This is a genomic window from Litoribacterium kuwaitense (genome assembly GCF_011058155.1).
In the GTDB taxonomy this organism is placed as follows: Bacteria; Bacillota; Bacilli; order Bacillales; family DSM-28697; genus Litoribacterium; species Litoribacterium kuwaitense.
In genome coordinates this window covers 1-20,246 of sequence record NZ_JAALFC010000016.1, presented here as the reverse complement: position 1 = coordinate 20,246, position 20,246 = coordinate 1, and the positions used below count along the sequence as shown (strand labels likewise).

The 20,246-nt window shown below is 43.5% G+C and carries 19 protein-coding genes, 1 pseudogene and 1 riboswitch; of the genes and pseudogenes, 11 read left to right on the top strand and 9 right to left on the bottom strand.

The window, feature by feature from the left end; translation table 11 throughout:
* Positions 1-20 precede the first annotated feature (20 nt).
* The 3 genes from G4V62_RS09890 to G4V62_RS09880 are packed head-to-tail and all read left to right on the top strand — an operon-like array spanning position 21 to position 3,152.
* On the top strand, positions 21-1,361 hold the full coding sequence (locus G4V62_RS09890; protein WP_165201714.1) for an ABC transporter substrate-binding protein: 1,341 nt from the start codon (positions 21-23) through the stop codon (positions 1,359-1,361).
* Between the two features lie 31 nt (positions 1,362-1,392).
* Positions 1,393-2,124 (top strand): glycerophosphodiester phosphodiesterase, encoded by a 732-nt coding sequence (locus G4V62_RS09885; RefSeq protein WP_165201712.1) that lies wholly within the window; start codon positions 1,393-1,395, stop codon positions 2,122-2,124.
* Positions 2,121-3,152 carry a phage baseplate protein gene (locus tag G4V62_RS09880; RefSeq protein ID WP_165201710.1) on the top strand — a complete coding sequence of 344 codons (1,032 nt, stop codon included), beginning with the start codon at positions 2,121-2,123 and terminating at the stop codon, positions 3,150-3,152. Before G4V62_RS09885 ends, G4V62_RS09880 begins: the two co-directional genes overlap by 4 nt.
* Positions 3,153-3,212: 60 nt before the next feature.
* Here G4V62_RS09880 and G4V62_RS09875 read toward each other — a convergent pair whose 3' ends face one another.
* From G4V62_RS09875 to G4V62_RS09855, 5 genes are all read right to left on the bottom strand, one after another.
* Positions 3,213-3,680: a metal-dependent hydrolase gene (locus tag G4V62_RS09875; RefSeq protein ID WP_165201708.1), complete on the bottom strand. Its 468-nt coding sequence runs from the start codon at positions 3,678-3,680 to the stop codon at positions 3,213-3,215.
* Positions 3,681-3,829: 149 nt separating this feature from the next.
* Positions 3,830-4,696: an IolE/MocC family protein gene (locus tag G4V62_RS09870; protein ID WP_246218373.1), complete on the bottom strand. Its 867-nt coding sequence runs from the start codon at positions 4,694-4,696 to the stop codon at positions 3,830-3,832.
* On the bottom strand, positions 4,680-5,489 hold the full coding sequence (locus G4V62_RS09865) for a phytanoyl-CoA dioxygenase family protein (RefSeq protein ID WP_165201706.1): 810 nt from the start codon (positions 5,487-5,489) through the stop codon (positions 4,680-4,682). The genes G4V62_RS09870 and G4V62_RS09865 overlap by 17 nt, the downstream gene beginning before the upstream one ends.
* Positions 5,490-5,584: 95 nt before the next feature.
* Positions 5,585-5,788, bottom strand: a complete 204-nt coding sequence (gene brfA, locus G4V62_RS09860; RefSeq protein WP_165201704.1) for a ribosome rescue factor BrfA — start codon at positions 5,786-5,788, stop codon at positions 5,585-5,587.
* Positions 5,789-5,811: 23 nt separating this feature from the next.
* Positions 5,812-6,168 (bottom strand): glyoxalase superfamily protein, encoded by a 357-nt coding sequence (locus G4V62_RS09855; RefSeq protein ID WP_165201702.1) that lies wholly within the window; start codon positions 6,166-6,168, stop codon positions 5,812-5,814.
* A 266-nt stretch (positions 6,169-6,434) separates the two neighbouring features.
* Between G4V62_RS09855 and G4V62_RS09850 the strand changes: the two genes are divergently transcribed.
* The 5 genes from G4V62_RS09850 to G4V62_RS09830 all read left to right on the top strand — a co-directional run bounded on the left by G4V62_RS09850 (position 6,435) and on the right by G4V62_RS09830 (position 12,342).
* Positions 6,435-7,442: a LacI family DNA-binding transcriptional regulator gene (locus tag G4V62_RS09850; RefSeq protein WP_165201700.1), complete on the top strand. Its 1,008-nt coding sequence runs from the start codon at positions 6,435-6,437 to the stop codon at positions 7,440-7,442.
* Between the two features lie 117 nt (positions 7,443-7,559).
* Entirely contained in the window at positions 7,560-8,408 is an 849-nt protein-coding gene (locus tag G4V62_RS09845) for a sugar phosphate isomerase/epimerase family protein (protein ID WP_165201698.1), read from the top strand.
* Between the two features lie 89 nt (positions 8,409-8,497).
* On the top strand, positions 8,498-9,871 hold the full coding sequence (locus tag G4V62_RS09840; protein ID WP_165201696.1) for a glycoside-pentoside-hexuronide (GPH):cation symporter: 1,374 nt from the start codon (positions 8,498-8,500) through the stop codon (positions 9,869-9,871).
* Between the two features lie 22 nt (positions 9,872-9,893).
* Positions 9,894-11,000 carry a Gfo/Idh/MocA family protein gene (locus G4V62_RS09835; RefSeq protein WP_165201694.1) on the top strand — a complete coding sequence of 369 codons (1,107 nt, stop codon included), beginning with the start codon at positions 9,894-9,896 and terminating at the stop codon, positions 10,998-11,000.
* A gap of 103 nt (positions 11,001-11,103) precedes the next feature.
* Positions 11,104-11,235: riboswitch (FMN riboswitch) on the top strand.
* Between the two features lie 144 nt (positions 11,236-11,379).
* Positions 11,380-12,342: a DMT family transporter gene (locus tag G4V62_RS09830; RefSeq protein ID WP_165201692.1), complete on the top strand. Its 963-nt coding sequence runs from the start codon at positions 11,380-11,382 to the stop codon at positions 12,340-12,342.
* A 115-nt stretch (positions 12,343-12,457) separates the two neighbouring features.
* Here the strand turns inward: G4V62_RS09830 and G4V62_RS09825 are convergent, their stop codons facing one another.
* The gene (locus tag G4V62_RS09825; protein WP_165201690.1) at positions 12,458-12,781 is read right to left on the bottom strand and encodes a hypothetical protein; all 324 of its coding nucleotides are present in this window, start codon (positions 12,779-12,781) and stop codon (positions 12,458-12,460) included.
* Between the two features lie 238 nt (positions 12,782-13,019).
* A complete protein-coding gene (locus G4V62_RS09820) occupies positions 13,020-13,961 on the bottom strand; it encodes an NADP-dependent oxidoreductase (protein ID WP_165201688.1) in 942 nt (313 codons plus the stop codon).
* A 248-nt stretch (positions 13,962-14,209) separates the two neighbouring features.
* Here G4V62_RS09820 and G4V62_RS09815 point away from each other — a divergent pair, with 248 nt between their 5' ends.
* The gene (locus G4V62_RS09815; protein ID WP_165201686.1) at positions 14,210-15,034 is read left to right on the top strand and encodes a DNA alkylation repair protein; all 825 of its coding nucleotides are present in this window, start codon (positions 14,210-14,212) and stop codon (positions 15,032-15,034) included.
* An 82-nt stretch (positions 15,035-15,116) separates the two neighbouring features.
* Here the strand turns inward: G4V62_RS09815 and G4V62_RS09810 are convergent, their stop codons facing one another.
* Positions 15,117-16,451 carry a (Fe-S)-binding protein gene (locus G4V62_RS09810; RefSeq protein WP_165201684.1) on the bottom strand — a complete coding sequence of 445 codons (1,335 nt, stop codon included), beginning with the start codon at positions 16,449-16,451 and terminating at the stop codon, positions 15,117-15,119.
* A complete protein-coding gene (gene glcD / locus G4V62_RS09805) occupies positions 16,448-17,854 on the bottom strand; it encodes a glycolate oxidase subunit GlcD (RefSeq protein WP_165201682.1) in 1,407 nt (468 codons plus the stop codon). Before glcD ends, G4V62_RS09810 begins: the two co-directional genes overlap by 4 nt.
* A 334-nt stretch (positions 17,855-18,188) precedes the next feature.
* Here glcD and G4V62_RS09800 point away from each other — a divergent pair, with 334 nt between their 5' ends.
* Both G4V62_RS09800 and G4V62_RS09795 read left to right on the top strand, forming a co-directional pair.
* Positions 18,189-19,574, top strand: coding sequence for an MFS transporter (locus G4V62_RS09800; protein WP_165201680.1), 1,386 nt, complete (start codon positions 18,189-18,191; stop codon positions 19,572-19,574).
* A 223-nt stretch (positions 19,575-19,797) separates the two neighbouring features.
* Positions 19,798-20,149, top strand: a pseudogene (locus G4V62_RS09795) (transposase); the annotation flags it as partial.
* Between the last annotated feature and the right edge of the window lie 97 nt (positions 20,150-20,246).

Sequence of the window (20,246 nt, the reverse complement as noted above, 5' to 3'; positions counted from 1 at the left end):
CCGCTGGAGGCTTGATGAAAATGAAATTGCAGAACATTGTTGGATTGCTGGTTTTTACGCTACTGCTCGCTGCCTGTGGTTATCCCTCAAGCAGTGAACCGATGACAGAGGATGGAAAAACGGTCGTCACTTTTTGGCACTCAATGAGCGGCAACAATCTTAATGTGTTAGAAGACATCATTACAGATTACAATAGTGAACAAAGTGAAGTCATTGTCAAACCAGTGTTTCAAGGAACGTATCGTGAGGGCTTCAGTAAAATTAACTCAGTGATTGGAACAGATGACGTCCCAGCACTTATGCAATTAAACGAGGAATCGACCAAACCGATGATCGATATGGGTGAAATTAAACCGATGCAAGACTTTATTGATCAAGATAACTTTAATATAGAAAACTTTGAACCTGCGATTCTCGGCAGATATGAAGTAGACGGAAAGCTGTACTCTATGCCATTTAACCCTTCTGTTGCGGTTGTTTATTACAACAAAGATGCTTTTAAAGAAGTCGGCCTTGATCCGGAAAATCCACCACATACGTATAGTGAATTTGCCGAGGCGGCCGAGCTGCTCACGACGAAAAATGGCTCTGAAGTTGAACGCTATGGGATTAATATCCGTAATTACGGCTGGCATTACGAACAGCTTGTCGTTAACCAAGGCGGATATACCGTTAACAATGAAAACGGGAGAAGCGGTACACCGACAGAAGCAACAATTCATAATGAGGAAATGAAACGAGCGATCACGTGGATTAAGGAGATGTATGATCAAGGAACTTTTGTAAACCTTGGACGGAATAATGATGACGTCAAAGAATCATTTTTCGCCGGGAAGGTAGCGATGATCGTTGATACATCCTCCAATGCCGTTCCAGCAATTGAAGATGCATCTTTTGATCTCGGCATTGCAAAATACCCTGTTGCTGACGGGGTTGAACCGCACGGATCTGTCATTGGCGGCGCATCTTTATGGATTTTTGACGACATTCCAGAAGAAACCCAACATGCCGCTTGGGACTTTGTCCAATATTTACTAGAGCCGGATACACAAGTCAAGTGGACAACAAATACTGGCTATTACCCTGTCAGTACCGATGTATATGAGAATGAATTGTACAAAACACATTTAGAGAATTATCCACAAGTACAAGCAACCTTAGACCAGCTTCACTTGGCTGAGGTCTCCCCGGTAACACAAGGTGCTTATATCGGCGTCTATCCTGATATTCGCATTATTATTGAAGATCAGGTAGAAAAAATATTAGAAGGCTCTCTCACGATTGATGAAGCCCTTGATCAAGCCAATGATGAAGTGACAGAAGTTTTACAGCAGTATCAAAAGATCCAAGAAAGCCAGTAACCAACAACCTCTATAAAAAGGATGATTAACCTTGAAAATTAAAGCACTTGCGCACCGTGGCTACCCGACGAAGTACGCTGAAAACACGCTTTCAGCGTACCGGGCTGCTTTTGACCTCGATTTTGAATATGTAGAAATTGATGTTCATTTAAGCAAAGATGGCGTCCCTATTTTAATGCACGATATCACTGTCGATCGGATGACGAATGGACAGGGCTTTATAAAAGATTTCACATATGCCGAATTACAAGCGCTCACTGTCGGAAGCGATGAAAAAATTCCGACGCTTAAGGAAGGCTTGATTTTTTGTAAAAATCGTATGAAGGTTGCCGTTGAACTAAAACAACAAGGGGATCGTTATCCTGGCCTGGAAGAAGCAGTGCTTAAGGAGATTACGGATGCAGGTATGCTTGATCAAGTTTATGTCAATTCCTTTGATCATTTCGCGATTATGAAAATGCGTGAGCTTTCAAACGACATCGAATTGGGCATTATTCAAACAGGAGCCACTCCGGCGGTCTTCCCATTTATGAAGGAAATAAACGCGACATACTTATCGGTTCGAATTGAATTTCTAACCGATGAATACGTTCAAAAATGTAGAAATGAAGGCGTGCAAATCGTCGTCTGGCCTGTCGATGCCGATTGGCAGTTTGAGATTTTCAGTCGACATCCTGATATCTTATGTACGACGAATGACTTAGCAAAATTTAAAGAAATGTATGTACGATGGACGTCAGCATTAAAGGAGCAATCTTTATGAAAAAAATCTTCAGTTACAGCATGGCTGCACTTTCACTACTGTTTCTACTTCCAAACACAGCATTGGCCATGCCACCAATTGAGCAGTCAAAAATGTTCGATTTAACTTCAGAAGACACTGAATTAATTCGCGAAAAAGCGTTGCACAATAACACTGTCATTCAATCGTTCGCTTTTGATCATGTGAACAAACACATCTATACCGTGCAGTTGATGGCCGGTGGGCAACAGCTGCCCGACGAGGATGAACCAGTAAGTGGTCGCGACCGCGACTTCCGAGGAGATCTCACGTTAACGAAATTGAACTTGCAGGGCGAAATAGAAGGACATATGTTTTTAAAAGAATTCGGTCACGGTGTTTCTATTGGTATTGAAACAGAAGGAGACAACACGTTTATTTGGACGGAAACCGACGCCATTTCTAATGATGGCAAACACGGATGGGGATCAAAGCTAGCAAGATTTCCTTTTGAAGATGGGCAAATTCTACATGCTGACAACCCTCAACTGGAAAAATTCGAGCTTATCCCTGACGTTGATCGTACGACCGTCAACATTGATATGGCGTATGGAAACTTAACGATGCGTTACCGAGAAAATGGCCAATTCAACTTTGCTGTCTTCCCCTTGGACCAAGTAAAACAGCATAACGATACGCCGATTTACAATGTCGCTCAGCCAAGCGGTCTCGGGACTTTTCAAGGCTTTGCTTCCTATGGACGATTCTTATACTTATTAGAAGGAAATGCCTATGGAAAAGGAGATTCCGAAAAACCAACTGGCAACACGAAAATCACCATTGTCGATCTTGCTGATGGATCCGTCGTCGATCAGCACTTGATCTCAGCTGGAAGCGACCTTCGTTTTCGCGAACCAGAAGGAATGAGCATTTATCTTCCAAACCCAAATACGCCAAATCGAGCAATGTTAACCCTCGGTTTTGCATCTACCGTTTCCGAAACCAATTCGGCAAAATTAGCGAGCATCTATGGTTATGATCAACTCATCCGTGTGGAAGCACAAAAATAGCGTTAAATTGTTGTGATATAAAAAAACAGGTCCTTCGTATTGAAGAGACCTGTTTTTCCATTATTGTACAGCTAAACCCGCATAGCCGATATAGCCAATTAAAGCCATGAGCACGAACCACTCCACGACCCCACCTGTTTTCGTGTACAGTGGAAAACGAATCCGCCAAGGAATAGGCCAAAAGAGCTGAATTCCCTTTGCCGTCAATGCATCCAGCAACAAATGACTGCTGACACCAGCTGCGTAGCCGTACGCATAGGCCGGATCAGGGGCAAATAAATAAAGTAGCCAGCTGCCCACGCCGAGGAAAAGCAAGCTGTGCGTCACTGTTCGGTGACCAAAAAGGCTGCTAACGAGCCACGAAACAATTTTCAGCTTGCGACCGATACGGGACCCTCTGTGGCATATATCTGGCAGCAATGCACAGAGTGTACTTAAAATTAATACCGGTCCGGGCGCTGCATCTGTCACTTGAATGACTGCAACCCCTGCGGCAATTCCCCCGAACAAATGTGTTTTTCCTGTCATACAGAACGCCCCTTCTAACACCAATACGTTTCTCTTTTCTATTGAAACAAAGGGCCTTGCAATTCAAAGAAAGGCACATATGTTCCCAAGAAATTGTACCGTACATTTCCTGTTTTGGGAAGCAGCTTTTGAAGAGTTCATCTCTATCTTTATACGCTCACTGAGACTTCCTCATCAATGTCTTTCCATAGACGTCTAGCGATGTCTGCGAGCTGTAAAGATTGTTTCCAACGAATCGCCTTCTCATCCGTCGCTTCGTCAACCAACGCATACGGTGGCGGACCTAATTCACAAACAAAGGGAAAACACCCTGAAGAGTGACGGGTTCGCCACGCTCTCATTCCAGATTGCCACCAGTGTGAAAAGTCGTTTAAACGTTCATGTCCACCGTCCGCGTTCAAACGAACTTGAATCTGTTCACCGTTTGAAATTCGCCCATGGATGCACTCAGTCTGCTGTAACAACCGTTGAAAATACACTTCTGCTTCTTGAGAGACGACGTGCATTTCTCCTGTCAGTACGTAATGAGAAAAATCAATCGTTAATGGCAGGTCGGGTAGTCTCTCTACATACTCTACCGTTCGCAATAGGTCTTGTGTAATTGTTCCACGGTGTGTTTCTACCAAGACAGGCAATTTCGCCTGTCTTGATAATGTGTGAATTCGGTCGAGAAGTGCAATCGCATGTTCTCCTGTACAAAAAGGGGCCTTCACTTGTGCATTGATCAAGCTAATGTCTCCCGAATATTCAAGCGCCTTATCTAAAAAAGCTTCCATGTCATGGGCATTGGTCGGATAGGCATTGATACTGAAAGTAAGGCTATGCTGTTCCATCCATTCCTGCCATTGGCTTGCCTTTTCCGGTGGCGGCAAAAACCCATTGATCCCCGTAAATCCATCTTCTGCCACACGCTTGATTTTTTCTTCATCACTCCACTCGCCCGCTTCATCCCCCATGCCAGAGAGCGTCCACCAAGCCATTTGAACGTCTAGTTTTTGCTTAATGAGGGTAGACATCTTCAAATTCAACACCACATGGTCCGCCGTCTGGGTTCCCTTTTAAATCGAGCGTTTGACCATCTCTTCTGTACAGCGGGTTATAATGCTTGCTAATTTCTTCGGCTGATCCATTCGCATAATGGCAAATAAAAGCTCTCCGGTAACGATCCTTCGTTTTATTACGATAAGAACCGTGGATTAAGTTGCCGTTGAAGAAAAGCACATCACCAGCTTTCATATTCACTGGTACTGCTTTCTTTCCTTCAGGCGGCTTCACATAATGATGGGTAAATGATTCAGAACGATCAGCCAATTCTGGGCAGACAATCTCATCCTCATTCGTTTGCGGCACAACGAGTAGCCCGCCATTTTCTTCATCAACATCATCAATTGCCGTCCACGCAGCCACACAGTTCCCTGGCTGCACTTTCAAGTAAAAGTTATCTTGGTGCAGTGCCTGCCCCTTAGAGCCTGGTGGCTTATAATAAAACATGCTCTGAGCGGCGAGCACATCCTCTGCATACAAATCTTCCAACACATCAAACACTCCAGGATGAAGCATATAATCACGTGCTACTTCGTTAAAGCGATGTGGATGCATCACACGCGGATAACGTTTTAGCGGATCGTTCTGTTCTGCCGAAAAATCAGGCTCAAAATGCCCTGGAATGGTTTGATGACTGATCTCTTCAAAAAGGTCATGAATGCGCTTAACATCTTCCTCAGAAAACAAGCCGCGAATGATGACATACCCTTCTTTTTCAAAGGCTTCCTTCTCTGCAGTCGATAGTTTTTTCAAAGCTTGTGTCACAGTTGTTTCCTCCTTTTTGTCTATGTTGAGCTTATTGTAGCGTGGCAATTTTCTTAAAAAAACCACAAATCTGGCTAAGCTTTTTCGGAATCTGGCTAACCTGCAAAATAAAAAAACTCATCCTTCTCCTGAGAGTAAGAATGAGTTTTATGCTTCGATCGATATAAGTAGTCTCTCTTCGTTTTTGTTTTCCTCGTGCGCAAGTCTTGAAAAGCATACGCACTACGGTTGCTTTCCGGGTTCCTCCACCCTTCTCGAATCCTTTTTTTGCGTTGTTTTTTTGCTTTTGATTTTGCCATGCCATTTCCACTCCTTTTGTATATCATTCAATTTTGAAAAAGATCAGACGGTTCCCTGAAGGATCGGTGACAATACACTCTTTCCCTCCTACTCCGTCTTGAAGCCCAGGCCGTGCAAAGGCAGCCTGTTGTCGAAGGAGCGCTTGTTGAAAAGCTTCCACATCTTCAACACCAATACGTAAGGTTGAGCCAGGAATTGCATCACCATAATGCTCAGATAAATGTAACACACACTTCCCTTGCGATACTTGCATATATAGAGGCAAGCCTTCTTCAAAGCGATGCGTCCAATCGACTGTGAATCCAAGGAAGCGTTCATAAAAAGCAAACGTACGCTCTTCATCAAAAAACCGCAAAATCGGAACCGGGGCATCGAGCATAGGGTACCCTTCCTTCCTAAGGATATGTCGTTTACACACCATTGGCATTTGCTGCAAAAAAGCTGTTTCTTTCTTCTTCGTTTTCTGCAGACCAATGAAATCATCTAAATTTCACAAAACATCTCCACCTAAATGTAGCTCAACTGACACCATAGATCAAACCTACTTTTTTTGCTTCGCAACTGCAGAACTACATTCTATCAACTATACTTATACATACACATTGATTTGACAATACTTAGTGTTTTTAGTTTGGAGATGAACACATGGAAAAATCTAATATGACGATTCGTGACGTTGCAAAAAAAGCAGGTGTCTCTGTTGCAACCATTTCTCGCGCATTAAATAATAGTCCTTTAATCAAACAAGAGACGAAAGAAGACATTTTAAAACTGATTGACGACCTAGGCTACACGCCGAATTCCCTCGGACGTGATTTACGCACAGCGAAAACAAAACGGATTCTCGTCCTCACACCTTTACTTGTCTGGCCAATTTTAAGAGATGTCTTTGATGGAATTGAGACAGCCGCACGTCAAAAAGGATACACACTAATCGCTTGCCCGACCTCTTCAAATAAAAAGAAAGAATGGGAACAACTGCAAATGCTGCAAAACCGGCTGGTCGATGGTGTCATTATCTTAAACTCAAGTTTATCGAAAAAAGAGCTGACTGATCTCGGTAAAACTCATCATGTTGTCCAATGCTGTGAGATTAAAGAGACAGATTTTACAGTTTCGATTTCAATCGATGAGGAGCAAGCAGCGTATGATGCTGTGAAATATTTACTTTCATTAGGTCACGAAAAGATTGGCATGCTGTCAAGTAAATCGGTCAATTCAGCACGGCTGCGGCTGAAAGGTTACAAAAAGGCGCTTGCCGATCATAAAATCTCTTTTGATGAACAACTGATTCAGTACGGGCAACTGTCCTATGAAGACGGCGTCCACCTGACAGAACGTCTACTTCACATTCATCCGCGACCGACAGCGCTTTTTTGCATTAGTGATGTGCTCGCCACTGGAGCCGCAAAGACTCTGCAAAAAGCTGGTTTCAAAGTACCTGAAGAATTCTCCATTGTAGGATTCGATAATACACAGGAAGCTGTTATGGCATCGCCGGAATTGACGACGATTTCTCAACCGACATTTGCTATCGGTACGGAAGCTTTTAATACGCTGTATCATAATATACATTCAGAGACAAAAAAATATCCTACGATTAAATTACCCCATCAGCTTATTGAAAGGTCATCAACAGCTCCTTTGCAATAACGACCCACTGTTTGCATTGCAATTAATTAGATTTCCTTCTTGCAATGACAAACAGTGCAAGTTATAATTGTAAACGATTACAATTTGTAAACGTTTACAATAAAGGAGGTTTTTCAAATGGAGCTTGGTTTACAGCTGTATTCTGTCAGAGAAGAGCTTGAGAAAGACTTTTTAGGGACTCTTGAGAAGGTAGCACAAATCGGTTATACCAATGTCGAACTCGCATTCCACAACGTAGAAAATAACATTAATATCGGTGGAATGACAGCTAAAGAATTTAAAGAACAGTTAGACCACTTTGGGCTTAAGGCCGTATCAAGCCATGTGCACCCAATTGAAAAAGTGAATTGGAGAGATATGATCGCTTTTAATCATACGATTGGGAGCTCTGCACTTGTTTGCCCGATGAAATTTTTTAAAGACAGAGATGACGTTCTGCGATTTTGTGAAAATTTGAATGATTACGGAAACCTCTGTGAAAAAGAAGGGATTTCATTTTACTATCATAATCACTTCCAAGAATTTCAAAAGTTTGGTCAAGATAGCGCCTTTGACATAATGATCGACAATACAGACCCTAGTCTCGTACGGTTTGAATTTGATACGTATTGGGCCTTACGCGGTGGTGTTGACCCGATCCACTACTTAAAAAAGTTGGACTCAAGATGTGACCTCATTCATCAAAAAGACTTACCAGCCGGTGTTTCACCAGTCAATGCTTTTGAACGCTTAGATACAAACGAGCCAGTATCGATGGAGACATTCATTCCTTTTTCCAAGCAAGAATACTTTACAGAAGTCGGTCATGGTGTAATGAACATTGATGATATTTTACAGACAGCAAAAGTTCTTGGTTATGCAAAGTATGTTTTTGTTGAACAAGATTTAACATCGTTAAATCAAATCAAAAGTGTCGAAAAGAGTTTTAAACATTTAGCTTCGCGAACCCACTTTTCATATAAATAAAAACATTTTCATTGAAAGGCAAAGCACATCCGTATTCCACCTCAGACTGACTGCTTTTCATAAGGCTAAGCATAGAGGAGATGAAATCAATGAATGTTTCACAAAACTCATTTAAACAACCGTCGAAAAAACTGTCTTTTATAGAAAAGTTAAGCTACGGATTTGGTGACTTAGCTTCAAACTTTGTCTGGGGCATGACAACGAGTTATTTACTCTTTTTTTACACTGATATTTTCGGTCTTGCTGCCGGTGCTGTTGGTACACTCTTTCTGTTAACAAGAATATGGGATGCTGTGAATGACCCGCTCATGGGCATTCTTGTTGACAAAACAAACACAAAACATGGAAAAGCGCGACCATATATTCTTTATTTGGCGATTCCTTTTGCGATCATTAGTGTACTAACATTTATTACCCCTGATTTTTCTTATACAGGTAAGCTCATTTATGCTTATGTCACTTACACATTACTCGGCATGATCTACACAGCCATTAACTTACCATATGGTGCATTAATGTCAATGATGACGCGAGATTCTGAGGAAAAAGCTAAGTTAAGCAGCTTTCGCATGATGGGGATGGCGACAGGGGCTATTCTCGTGTCTGTGTTAACCCTTGAGCTTGTCGATTTTTTCGGTAATGGCAATCAGCAGTTAGGATTTCCTATCACGATGGGGGTCTTTTCACTCATTGCGATCGGTTTGTTTATGATGACATTCCGCCACTGTAAGGAACGATACGCTGAATATCAGACAGCGGATCATGAAGTTGATGTCAAAAAGTCTATGACCAGCTTGATGAAAAACGGCCCTTGGCGCATCGTTTCATTAAATGCCTTAATCTTATTTCTCCGTGTGGGTGCCATGTCAGGTGTATTAATTTATTACATTACCTACGTTTTAGAACGTCCTGGATTGGCTCCCCTTTATCTTGGACTGTTAAATGCAGCATATTTCGTTGGTGCTTTTTTCGCTCCTTCATTGCTGAAAAAGCTTGGCAACCGAAACGGAACCATTGTCGCTACCTCAATGGCGCTTTTACTATTTATTTCCTTAATTTTTCTTGAAAGTGCACCACAATTGTTATTTGCAAGTCTCTTCTTTTTAGCCAACGCTGCGATAGGGATCGGCAATGCTGCAACACTTGCGATGCTGGCGGACACTGTTGACTATCAGGAATATAAATTCGGCACACGGTCCGAAGGCACTTTATACGCCTCTTATAGTTTTGCAACTAAATTAGGCATCGCCTTAGGCTCAGCATTTGTTGCTTATGCTCTTGACTTTGCTGGCTACACCCCTGAGGCCTTAACAGAAGGTGCTCTATCGATGATTCGTTTTCTCATGTTTGCTGCCCCAATTGTCTTTACTGCTCTACAAATTTTCGTTTTATTCTTTTATAAGCTCGATCGCACACATGCAAAAATTGTCCAACATCTTAAAAACAATACAATAACATCCTAAATCCAGAAAGGTGATACACAAGATGAAAAAAGTAAACATAGGTATTATTGGCTGCGGAAACATTAGTCCGATTTATTTTGAAGCTGGACAAAAATTTGACATCTTAAACATTGTCGCTTGCGCTGACCTCGACTTAGAGAAAGCTCAAGAAATGGCAAAGCGATATAACGTTCCAAAAGCATGCTCAGTTGACGACATTCTTGCTGATTTAGAAGTTGAAATTATCATCAACTTAACCATTCCAGCGGCCCACGCAGACATTCATCGAAAGGCGCTTGAAGCTGGGAAGCACTCCTACGGTGAAAAGCCTTTGGCCATTGAGGTAGACGACGCAAAATCCTTAATCCGACTCGCTGAGGAAAAAGGACTGCGCCTCGGCTCTGCCCCGGACACCTTTTTAGGCGGAGGTCTTCAAACGGCTCGAAAGCTTATTGATGATGGTTGGATTGGCGCCCCGATTGCGGCTACTGCTTTTATGACGCATGAAGGACCGGAAATTTTTCACCCTGGGCCTGACTTCCTCTACCAGTATGGCGCGGGACCAATGTTTGATATGGGGCCTTATTATTTAACAGCACTTATCCACTTAATAGGGTCTATTCAACGGGTTACAGGGTCTACGGCTACACCTGTCAAAGAACGAATGGTTAAGAACGGACCGGATTATGGCCGCACGTTTCCTGTCGAAACACCAACGCATATTGCTGGTGTGCTCGACTTTGAAAATGGTGCAGTGGCAACACTTGTAACAAGTTTTGATGTTAAGGGGAGTAAACATCCATTTCATATTGAAATTCACGGTACCGACGGCTCTATGGTTGTTCCTGATCCAAACACCTTTGACGGACCTGTCTATGTAAAAAAATCACACCATAAAGCTTTTATCGAAGTGCCGCTTACTCATGGATTTACTGAAAATAGCCGAGGTCTAGGGGTATTGGATATGGCTTATGCAATTCAAAATGAGCGCGAGCATCGAGCTACAGGTAAATTAGCACTACACGTCTTGGAAGCGATCCATGGGTTCCATATAGCCTCAAACAACGAGAAGCATTACCATATGACGACAAAAGTCGAAAAGCCGACCGCATTTCCACTTGATCAGCCTGTCAACGGGTTAAAAGGATAAATGTCAGCAGTTCCAGTTTTCGCTATTTGAAGCAAAACACTGGACAAATAAAAGATTCACACATATGATGGTATTACAAATTTAAACTAAATCACATTTGAATATGGATCTTCGGGGCAGGTGAAAGTCCTGACCGGCGGTGACAGCCCGCGACTCCAATGAAGCGATGTTTCATTGGACTGATCTGGTGAAATTCCAGAGCCGACGGTAAAAGTCCGGATGGGAGAAGATCAAAATAAACGTGTACGCTCGTCGTGTATCCTTTTTTAAGGTTGCTGCTAGCGACAGGTTTATTTGGTCAGCTCTGTTTCCCCGTGAAGCAGAGCTGTTTTGATTTTCGAAGAAGCCGTATTCAACCGAAAGGGTTGAAGACACCAAGATGGAAGAAAAAACACGTCATCACATGTTCTGGCTCATTGTCCTCGGCGCTGCTTTTTGGGGTGCTACTCCCGTCTTTCGTATGTTTCTGTTGGAATCGATGACTTCTACACAAATTGTGCTTGTCGAGCATATCATTTTGGCACTTGTGACAGCACCAATCTTGTATAAGCATCGAAAAGAGCTGTCCCGTCTCAGTTTGAAGCACTTAGGTGCGCTGCTTTTTATCGCTTGGGGAGGCTCGGCGTTCGCATCGCTGCTATTTACAAACGGTCTCACTTATGGTGATATCAATTCTGTCTTGCTACTACAAAAAATGCAGCCCATCTTTGCTATTTTACTGGCAAGGATCGTCTTAAAAGAAAAATGGCCGCGTCGCTTTTCATTTCTTTTTCCAGTAGCCCTGATCGGAACATACTTTTTAACGTTCGGCTTTTCTCTGCCGCTGTCTGATTGGCGTGACGTGTTAAATATCGGTAGCTTATTTTCATTAGGGGCGGCTGTCCTTTGGGGAGGTTCCACAGTGATGGGACGTGTTCTTTTGACAACCCTCTCCCACGAAACAGTTACATCGTTGCGGTTTCTATTAGCGCTTCCCCTTCTCGCCATTTTAGCTTCATTTTCAGGAGAAGTTTGGGCGTTGCCTGCAGACTCGTTTGCACAGGCAATGATCGTCACCAACCTCGTGATTTCAGCGCTTATCCCAGGACTGTTCAGCATGCTTCTTTATTATAAAGGGCTTGGCACAATGAAAGCTTCTGTTGCGACATTAGCTGAATTAAGCTTTCCAATGACTGGCTTGCTCGTTAACTGGCTTGTTTTCCAACAAGTGGTTACACCTGCACAACTGCTCGGTTTTATGCTCATCTGGCTGTCTCTCTTCTTTCTGTCACGCCAAAAGGATGCTGCCCAGCCTGCTGAACAAATTCCAGCAGCAAAATCACTCGCAGCCTCTGCCCGATAAGATCGTGTCATAGAATATGTCTAGATGCTAAAAACAGCCTTTGCGACTGCTAGGCTGTTTTTTTCATTTAGATACAATCGTTTTGTCTAGCTCATTGATTAAAAGTACTACGCTATTATGGCTGCCGTTCAAAAGAGCTATATGTCTTCATCGGTTTTTCTTTTACGCCTTCAAAGATCAGTACAAAGGCACTGATGATATGCATAATCATGCCGACAAACGGAATCCAGGCGATACATGACGTTACAATCCCAAACAAACTGCCTGCTGTAGGACCGCCTTCTTTTCGTGCAATCGCAAGTGTAATAACATGAAGGATTAAGCCGACAAATAAAGGCGTGTAAAGAAAGCCTACGACGATCAAACCACCAAGAATCGGGATTCCAAGAAGAGCCTCATAAATCCCCGAAATCAATTTCATCAGCCGGTACCGTTGCATGATTAAGTAAATCCCCTTTCCACTCCACAGAAGCCACAAAAGCCCATCTATCATCGTTTCTACTATAGTATATACGAATCTAAATTGTATTTGGTTGCAAACCCTCTAAAATTTCTTTGTAACAAAATGAGGAAAAACGATAAAAAGCCAGCCATAAAACACTTAGGCTGGTCATTTTTATCGTGATTGATCTTATTAAAAGATTTAGAGCTGTAAAACATAATGGCATGAATACTTATTATCCCTGCATAGCAATTATAATTTTTCCGCGAGCGTGCCCCGTTTCACTTAAAGCGTGTGCTTTTTGCACTCCTTCACTTGATAACTCAAAGGTTTCTGCAATCAACGGACGAAGCGTCCCATTCTCTAAAAATTTTCCTAGTTCCTTGAGCTGTTCTCCATTTGGTTGTAACCAAAACCCACTTGCAGAAATTCCGGCGTTTTTAGCCTCATCAGCATCCGGTTGTCCCGTAATTGAGATGAGACGACCGCTCCCTTTTTTCAACACTTGAAAGCTTTTATTCATGACTTCGCCACCAACAGTATCAAACACGACGTCCACGTCGTTCACCACTTCTGAAAAATCGGTAGTTTTGTAGTCTATCACTTCATCAGCCCCGAGTTCACGGACAAATGAGGCGTTTTTTGCACTGCATGTCGTGATGACGTAAGCACCCTTTGCCTTTGCCAGCTGAATTGCCAAATGACCAACACCACCTGCACCTGCATGAATAAGAATCTTTTCGCCTTCTTTAAGGGCGGCATGATCAAACATACCTTGCCATGCTGTTAACCCAGCAAGTGGTACGGCAGCAGCTTCTGTCATACTCACATGTTGAGGTAATTGCGCCAAAAGATGAGCATCGACAACTGTAAATTCTGCATACGTCCCGAAGCGTGTTGTCTGAGGTCTTGCAAACACCTCATCCCCAGGCTTCCATTCGTCTACGCCTTCGCCTACCTCTTTAACAAATCCAGCGACATCCCACCCTAAAATTATGGGAAATTCCCAGTCCATCATCGATTGTAAATAACCTTCGCGAACCTTCCAATCGATTGGATTGACTGATGTTGCCTTAACTTCTACTAATACTTGGCCTTTACCTGGAACTGGCTTTTCTATGTCACGTTCAACTAATTGTTCTTTGCCACCGTACTGCTCAATTACGACCGCTTTCATGGGATATTCACTCCTCTTTTTAATGCAATATTCTAAAATAGTTTTCCCTTGTTCACTCAAATTCAATCTAAACGAAGATCACAATTTTGTGTCAAAGCCGTGTCAATGTTAAAATCAAGTCAGCACTACGACACAGCTTCATTCATATCAACAAGGGAAAACCGCTCGAATGTAGTACAGACTGTTTAATGATATAATATTAGCAGAGATTTTTCTTCATATAGGCTTCGTAAAAGGGGGAAGCGTTCGTGACTGACATCAGCCAAACGATCTTAACTCGAAAGGGCGCTCGAAAAGGGAGTGAGCTCGCGCAAAATGTGCTCGTATTGCTTAATGAAGGAAAAATAGAAAGCGTCAATCTTGTTGAATGGCAAGCGGTTCACCACCCAACTTTATTAAAACACGTCCTTCCAACTCAAGTGACCGCTGAAGAGCTTGCAGCCATGTCCTCTGAATTGACTGCTCAGAAAGCCGAAACAGGTCTAAAAGCGATTCGTCTTATCGGACAGCAGCTTCATCAAATCATGAAAGATCAAAGTTTACATAAACAGGAAGCATTGCTTGCCTTTTGCTCCAAGCATACTTCAGACAGCGTTCGTTGCTGGGCTGCCTTTTTACATCAGTTGCAACATCATTCATTAGAAGAAAAACTAGCGTACATCTACCCATTTGCAGCAGACCATCATTTCGGTGTACGAGAAATTGCTTGGATGTCCGTTCGGCAAAATCTTGCTGATGAAATGGACCGGAGCATTGCACTGTTAACCAAATGGGCGCAAAGCGATGATGAAAATATTCGTAGATTTTCAAGTGAAGTGATTCGTCCCCGCGGCGTATGGACAAAACATATTGACCTGTTAAAACAACAGCCAGAGAAAGCTGCCCCTATTCTCGAGCACCTCAAATCAGACCCTTCAACTTATGTACAAGATTCTGTAGGGAATTGGCTGAACGATGCGAGTAAGACACAGCCTGAATGGGTGCTGCACCTGTGTGAACGATGGGATAAAGAGTCGAAAACAAAAGCAACCGCGCGCATCATTAAAAAAGCGAAGCGAACGATTGAAAAATAATACGAGGGCTGCAACATACACGGTATAACGTACGCTCAGCCCTTATGTTGTTACTCGGACATGGTGAGACAGCGGTCAACTTTTATGCAAGCAGCTGTACCTGCTCGCGCACATCCTTAGCAATACACTCCCACAAGAAGTCTGCTAGATGGAGCGCTTCGACGTTCTCATCCTCACCATGCTGCTCAATGCCAGCCTTCATTTGTAACAGACAGCCAGGGTTCGCAGTGACGATGATTGCTGCTTTCGTCTCATTCGCATGCACCATTTTATCAGCGAGAATAGACGCCGCCATATCTGGCTGAACGATGTTATAAATGCCTGCAGAACCACAGCATGTGTCCGCTCCTTGCATCTCAACATATTCTGTGTGCGCAATTGACTGGAGAAGAAACCTTGGCTCTTTAAACACACGCTGACCGTTGCGCAGATGGCAGGAATCTTGAAAGGTGATCCGCTCACCTGTGCCTTGAAGGGGCACCTTTTCCGTAAAGTCGTGCAAAGTCAGGATGCTCGAAAAATCGTGCATTTTGCCGGTAAACGTCTGTGCCCTTCGTCGCCAATCTTCTCCTTCCTGGGCAAGCAACGTATCATACTCTTCAAGAAATGCACCACAGCCGCCAGCATTTCCTACGATATAATCCGCTTCCGACTGTTCAAACGCTGCGATGTTCCGCTTTGCCATAGCGATCGCTTCTGTTTTTTCTCCTGCATGACCGTGGAGCGCACCACAGCACCCTTGTTGCTTTGGCACCGTCACCTCACAGCCTGCAAGCTGTAACAGATGAATCGTATGCTTGTTCGTTGCATGGAAGAGCGTATCCATCAAGCAGCCTGCGAAAAAAGCGACTTTGGCTTGCGTTTCCCCGACAGCCCGGTATACCTCCGCATGCTGTCGTTCCGTTTTCGGCAACACGTCCGGAAGCGTTTTTTCCATCTCCTTCATCCCAGCAGGAAAAAGGGAGAGAAAACCTAGCTGACGTGTCAACTGTTGGAGGCCCGATTTCTGATAGAGCCGTAACGCCCCTACGGTTTGCTCCATCCGTTTCTTTTTCGGAAATAACTCTTTAAAAACCATTTTCTTGAGCGGTCCTTTCGCTTCATACTCGGCAAAAATGGCTCTCGATTCTTCAAGCAAATGACCATACGTGACACCGGCTGGGCAGGCTGGCTCACACGCCCGACAGCCTAAGCAGACGTTGAGCGATTCTTTCATTTCCTCCGTCGGCATCATTTGCCCATCATGAACAGCCTTCATTAAGGCAATTCGTCCTCGAGGAGAATGCAATTCATCTCCACCCGTTTGTAAATACGTTGGACAAGCCGGTAAACAAAACCCGCATCGCATGCAGTTCATCAGTTCTCCTTCATCCAACCGTCTGTTAAATGCTTGTTGGATGTCCGCTGCGTGTTTCATGACAATACCACCCTTTTACGCTCTTCTTTCGCAAACATTTTTCCGGGATTCATGATGTTTTGCGGATCAAAGCTATGCTTTAACGACTTCATCACCTGTACCCCTGCGTCACCTACTTTCCAAGCTAAATAGGGTGACTTCATTTCACCGACGCCGTGTTCGCCGGTAATCGTCCCACCAAGATCAATCGCCTTGGCAAAAATATCTTCAAACGCCTGCTCTACACGCCCCATCTCCGCTGCATCTCGAGCATCGGTTACGCACGTCGGATGTAAATTTCCGTCGCCTGCATGCCCAAAAGTACAAATCGCCACGCTGTGCTGTTTAGCAATCTCGGAAATCGCATTGACCATTTCAGCCACGCGTGCTCGCGGAACAGTGGCATCTTCTAAAATGGTCGTCGGACGCAAACGGGCTAGCGCTGATAAGGCACTGCGCCGAGCCGCGCGCAGCTGTTCCGCTTCGGCTTCCGTTGTCGCAACAGATATATTCACGGCTTCAGCCGCACGGCAAATGGCTATCATCTGTTCGATATCTCTTAAAACGACGGCTTCGGCACCATCTTGTTCAATCAATAACACCGCCTCAGCTTCTGTTGGGAGTCCTACATGCGTGTACGCTTCAACAGCTTTCATCGTCCCTTGATCCATAAATTCGAGCGTCGCTGGTATGATTTTATTTGCAATAATCTGTGAAACAACTCGTCCCGCCGCCTCAATAGAGGTAAATGAAGCCAATATCGTTTTCTTCGTTTCAGGGACAGGCAATAATTTTAATGTCGCCTCGGTCACAATACCTAAAGTGCCTTCTGATCCGACTAACAATTTGGTTAAGTCATAGCCGGCAACATCTTTCGCCAGTTTCCCCCCTGTCCGAATGACGTTACCATTCGCAAGGACAACTTCCAAACCTAGGACATAATCTTTTGTGACGCCATACTTGAGTCCCCTCAATCCGCCAGAATTTTCATTAATATTGCCTCCGATCGTTGAAATAGACTGCGATGACGGATCAGGCGGATAAAATAGACCTATGTGTTCTGCTGCCTGATGAATCTCTTTCGTAATGACTCCTGGCTGAACCGTCATCGTTAGATTTTCCGGATCAAGCTCAAGAATTTGCTTCATGCGCGTAAACAAAAGGACGACGCCACCTCGTGTTGGGCACGTCCCGGCACTCAAGTTCGTGCCTGAGCCGCGAGGGACGATAGGAATGCGGTGTTTCTGACAATAGCGAACGATCGCAGCAACCTCTGCTGTCGTTTCCGGAGACACGATGCAATCAGGCATTGCTTGAAAACCCGGGGTGCCGTCGTATGAATAAACGAGACGATCTGCCTCAGAAAAACGGACGTGTTGTTCTCCGAGCAATTCCGAAAAATATTGAATAGCTTCTTCATGCATGAGAACAGCTCCTTTCAATAATTCTTATACTTCAGATAATAACTTATAGCTCTTGTCCGAAAATCAGTTTTATCAAAAATATATGAGAATGATATTTTATTTCATTATACCTCGTTTAACGATATCGCAGATAGAATAAACCTTTAAAAATAACAAAACGAAAATCCAACGAAGCTTTATTGACATCTTGCCATATGATACGATTCATACTAAGGTATTTGAATTAGAACGGACGTCGTGTTTTGTTGCTTAAAAAATCAGTAGAGGTGTAGGCAGTGGTAAAAACAATTGATGTAACCTCCTAAAAATACACATATTTTTTAGGAGGATATATATGAAAATACAACATCATAAATTATTGATTTTCGTGCTTGCTGCATCTGTGTTACTATCCGGTGTCTCTGTTGATATGGTCACTCCCGTTCTCAGTATGATTGGTGGAGATGTGGGCGGCTCTGAATCGCAAATTAGTTGGGTTGTCAGCGGGGTAGCGCTCGTCTTGGCGATCGCCATTCCATTCTATGGACGAATCTCTGATTTCGTTGAAGCTAGAAAGCTCTTTACAATCGGTGTCTTGATCTTAACGATCGGCAGCTTGATTTGTGCATTGGCACCAAACCTAGCTGTATTGGTTTCTGGAAGAATGATTATGGGGGCTGGAATGGCGTCTATATCGGTCGTCTCGATTGTCGTCATTTCACGAGTATATCCCCCTGGACAGCGTGGTGCTGTTTTAGGCATTATTGCTGGAAGTATTGGAATCGGGACAGCGCTCGGTCCCATTTTTGGCGGAATCGTCGGGCAATGGTTAGGCTGGCAGTCACTATTTTGGGTCACTTTTACAATAGGCATTTTGCTTGTAATCGGGGCGCAAATTTCCATGCAAAAAATCGAACCATTAGATGCTGAAGATCGCTCATTTGACATGATCGGCGGCGTTTCTCTTGGGCTTGCCATCGGCTTATTTTTATATAGTGTAACTTTAGCCGAAACAAGTGGATTTTTCTCAGTTTCTACGATCACGAGCCTCAGTGTATCACTGCTTGCTTTTATTGTTTTGACGATTCGGATAGCAAAAGCACAACGTCCATTTATCCCACCTGTCTTATTAAAAAACGGGATGTATGTTCGTGCGGTGTTTATTATCTTCTTAGCAATGTTCGCGTATTTTCCGATCCTTGTTTTTATCCCGCTGCTTGTCGTGGAAGTTCATCATTTGGCACCAGCAGAAGCAGGGTTATTACTCCTTCCAGGTGGAGCTACGGTTGCGATTTTATCACCTATCGTCGGTCATTGGTCAGACCGGATTAAACCAAAATATCTATTAAGTGCAGGTTTAATCACAATGGTCGTGTCTACGCTTTTCATGTCATTGTTTGCTGGAGCTTCTCCACTATGGATGGCTGTTGGTGTATTCGGCGCCGGGCTAGCGTATGCGCTAATTAACTCTCCTGCGAATAACTTCGCCGTATCAACCTTAACAAAGGAACAAGTTGGGGTCGGGATGGGTTTGTTTCAAAGTGCGTTATTTCTCGGGACAGGTGTCGGCTCGGCTTTAATCGGCGCCTTTCTCTCAGCTCGTCGGGAAGCAGAAAGTGCATTAAACCCGCTTTATTCCTTTGAAGCTAGCCATTATTCGGACTTGTTTTTAGCGATTGCTTGTGTCGCCGTCGTCGCGCTATTCATTACACTGAGTTTACCAAAGCATCAACCAGATTAACCTTAAATAAAAACGTCGATTTCCGTATGTGCAGGAAATCGACGTTTTAAATTTACATCTGACTAGCTTGACAAACAAATTCCATTCAATTCTACGATCTGAGCTCCTACGAAAAATATGAAATCGCTTGTTAGTGATGAAGTGTATTGGGCAAAGAAGCTACGGAGACGTGCGTGGGTTTGAAGACAAGCTTACTGTCATTGGCGACTTCATTAATCATTCATTAGAAAAAACAGGTTCTTCTGTCGGTATTGACGTTGGTCATATTTGGCAACCCTCAATGGTTTCGCACATTAGAAGAAAAACTAGCAAAAGAACAACGTATTCTGTCTAGACGACAGAAATTAGCATTAAAACGAAAATGTAAATTAGATGAAGCAAAGAACTATCAAAAGCAAAAACGTAAAGTAGCGCGGATTCACGAAAAAATAGCGAATGCAAGAACAGATTATTTGCAAAAAATCTCGACTGAAATCATCAAAAACCACAAGTTAGCTAAAGCGATCAGCGAAGTATCATGGTCACAATTCAGAGCAATGTTAGAGTATAAATGCAAATGGTATGGCAAACAATTAGGTCGTGTCTGAAAACTCGTCACTGTGTCAATTTGAAAATTGCAGCTACGTATACAAATGCTAGGAAGGACGTGGCCAACTTGTCGTAACGAGTAGC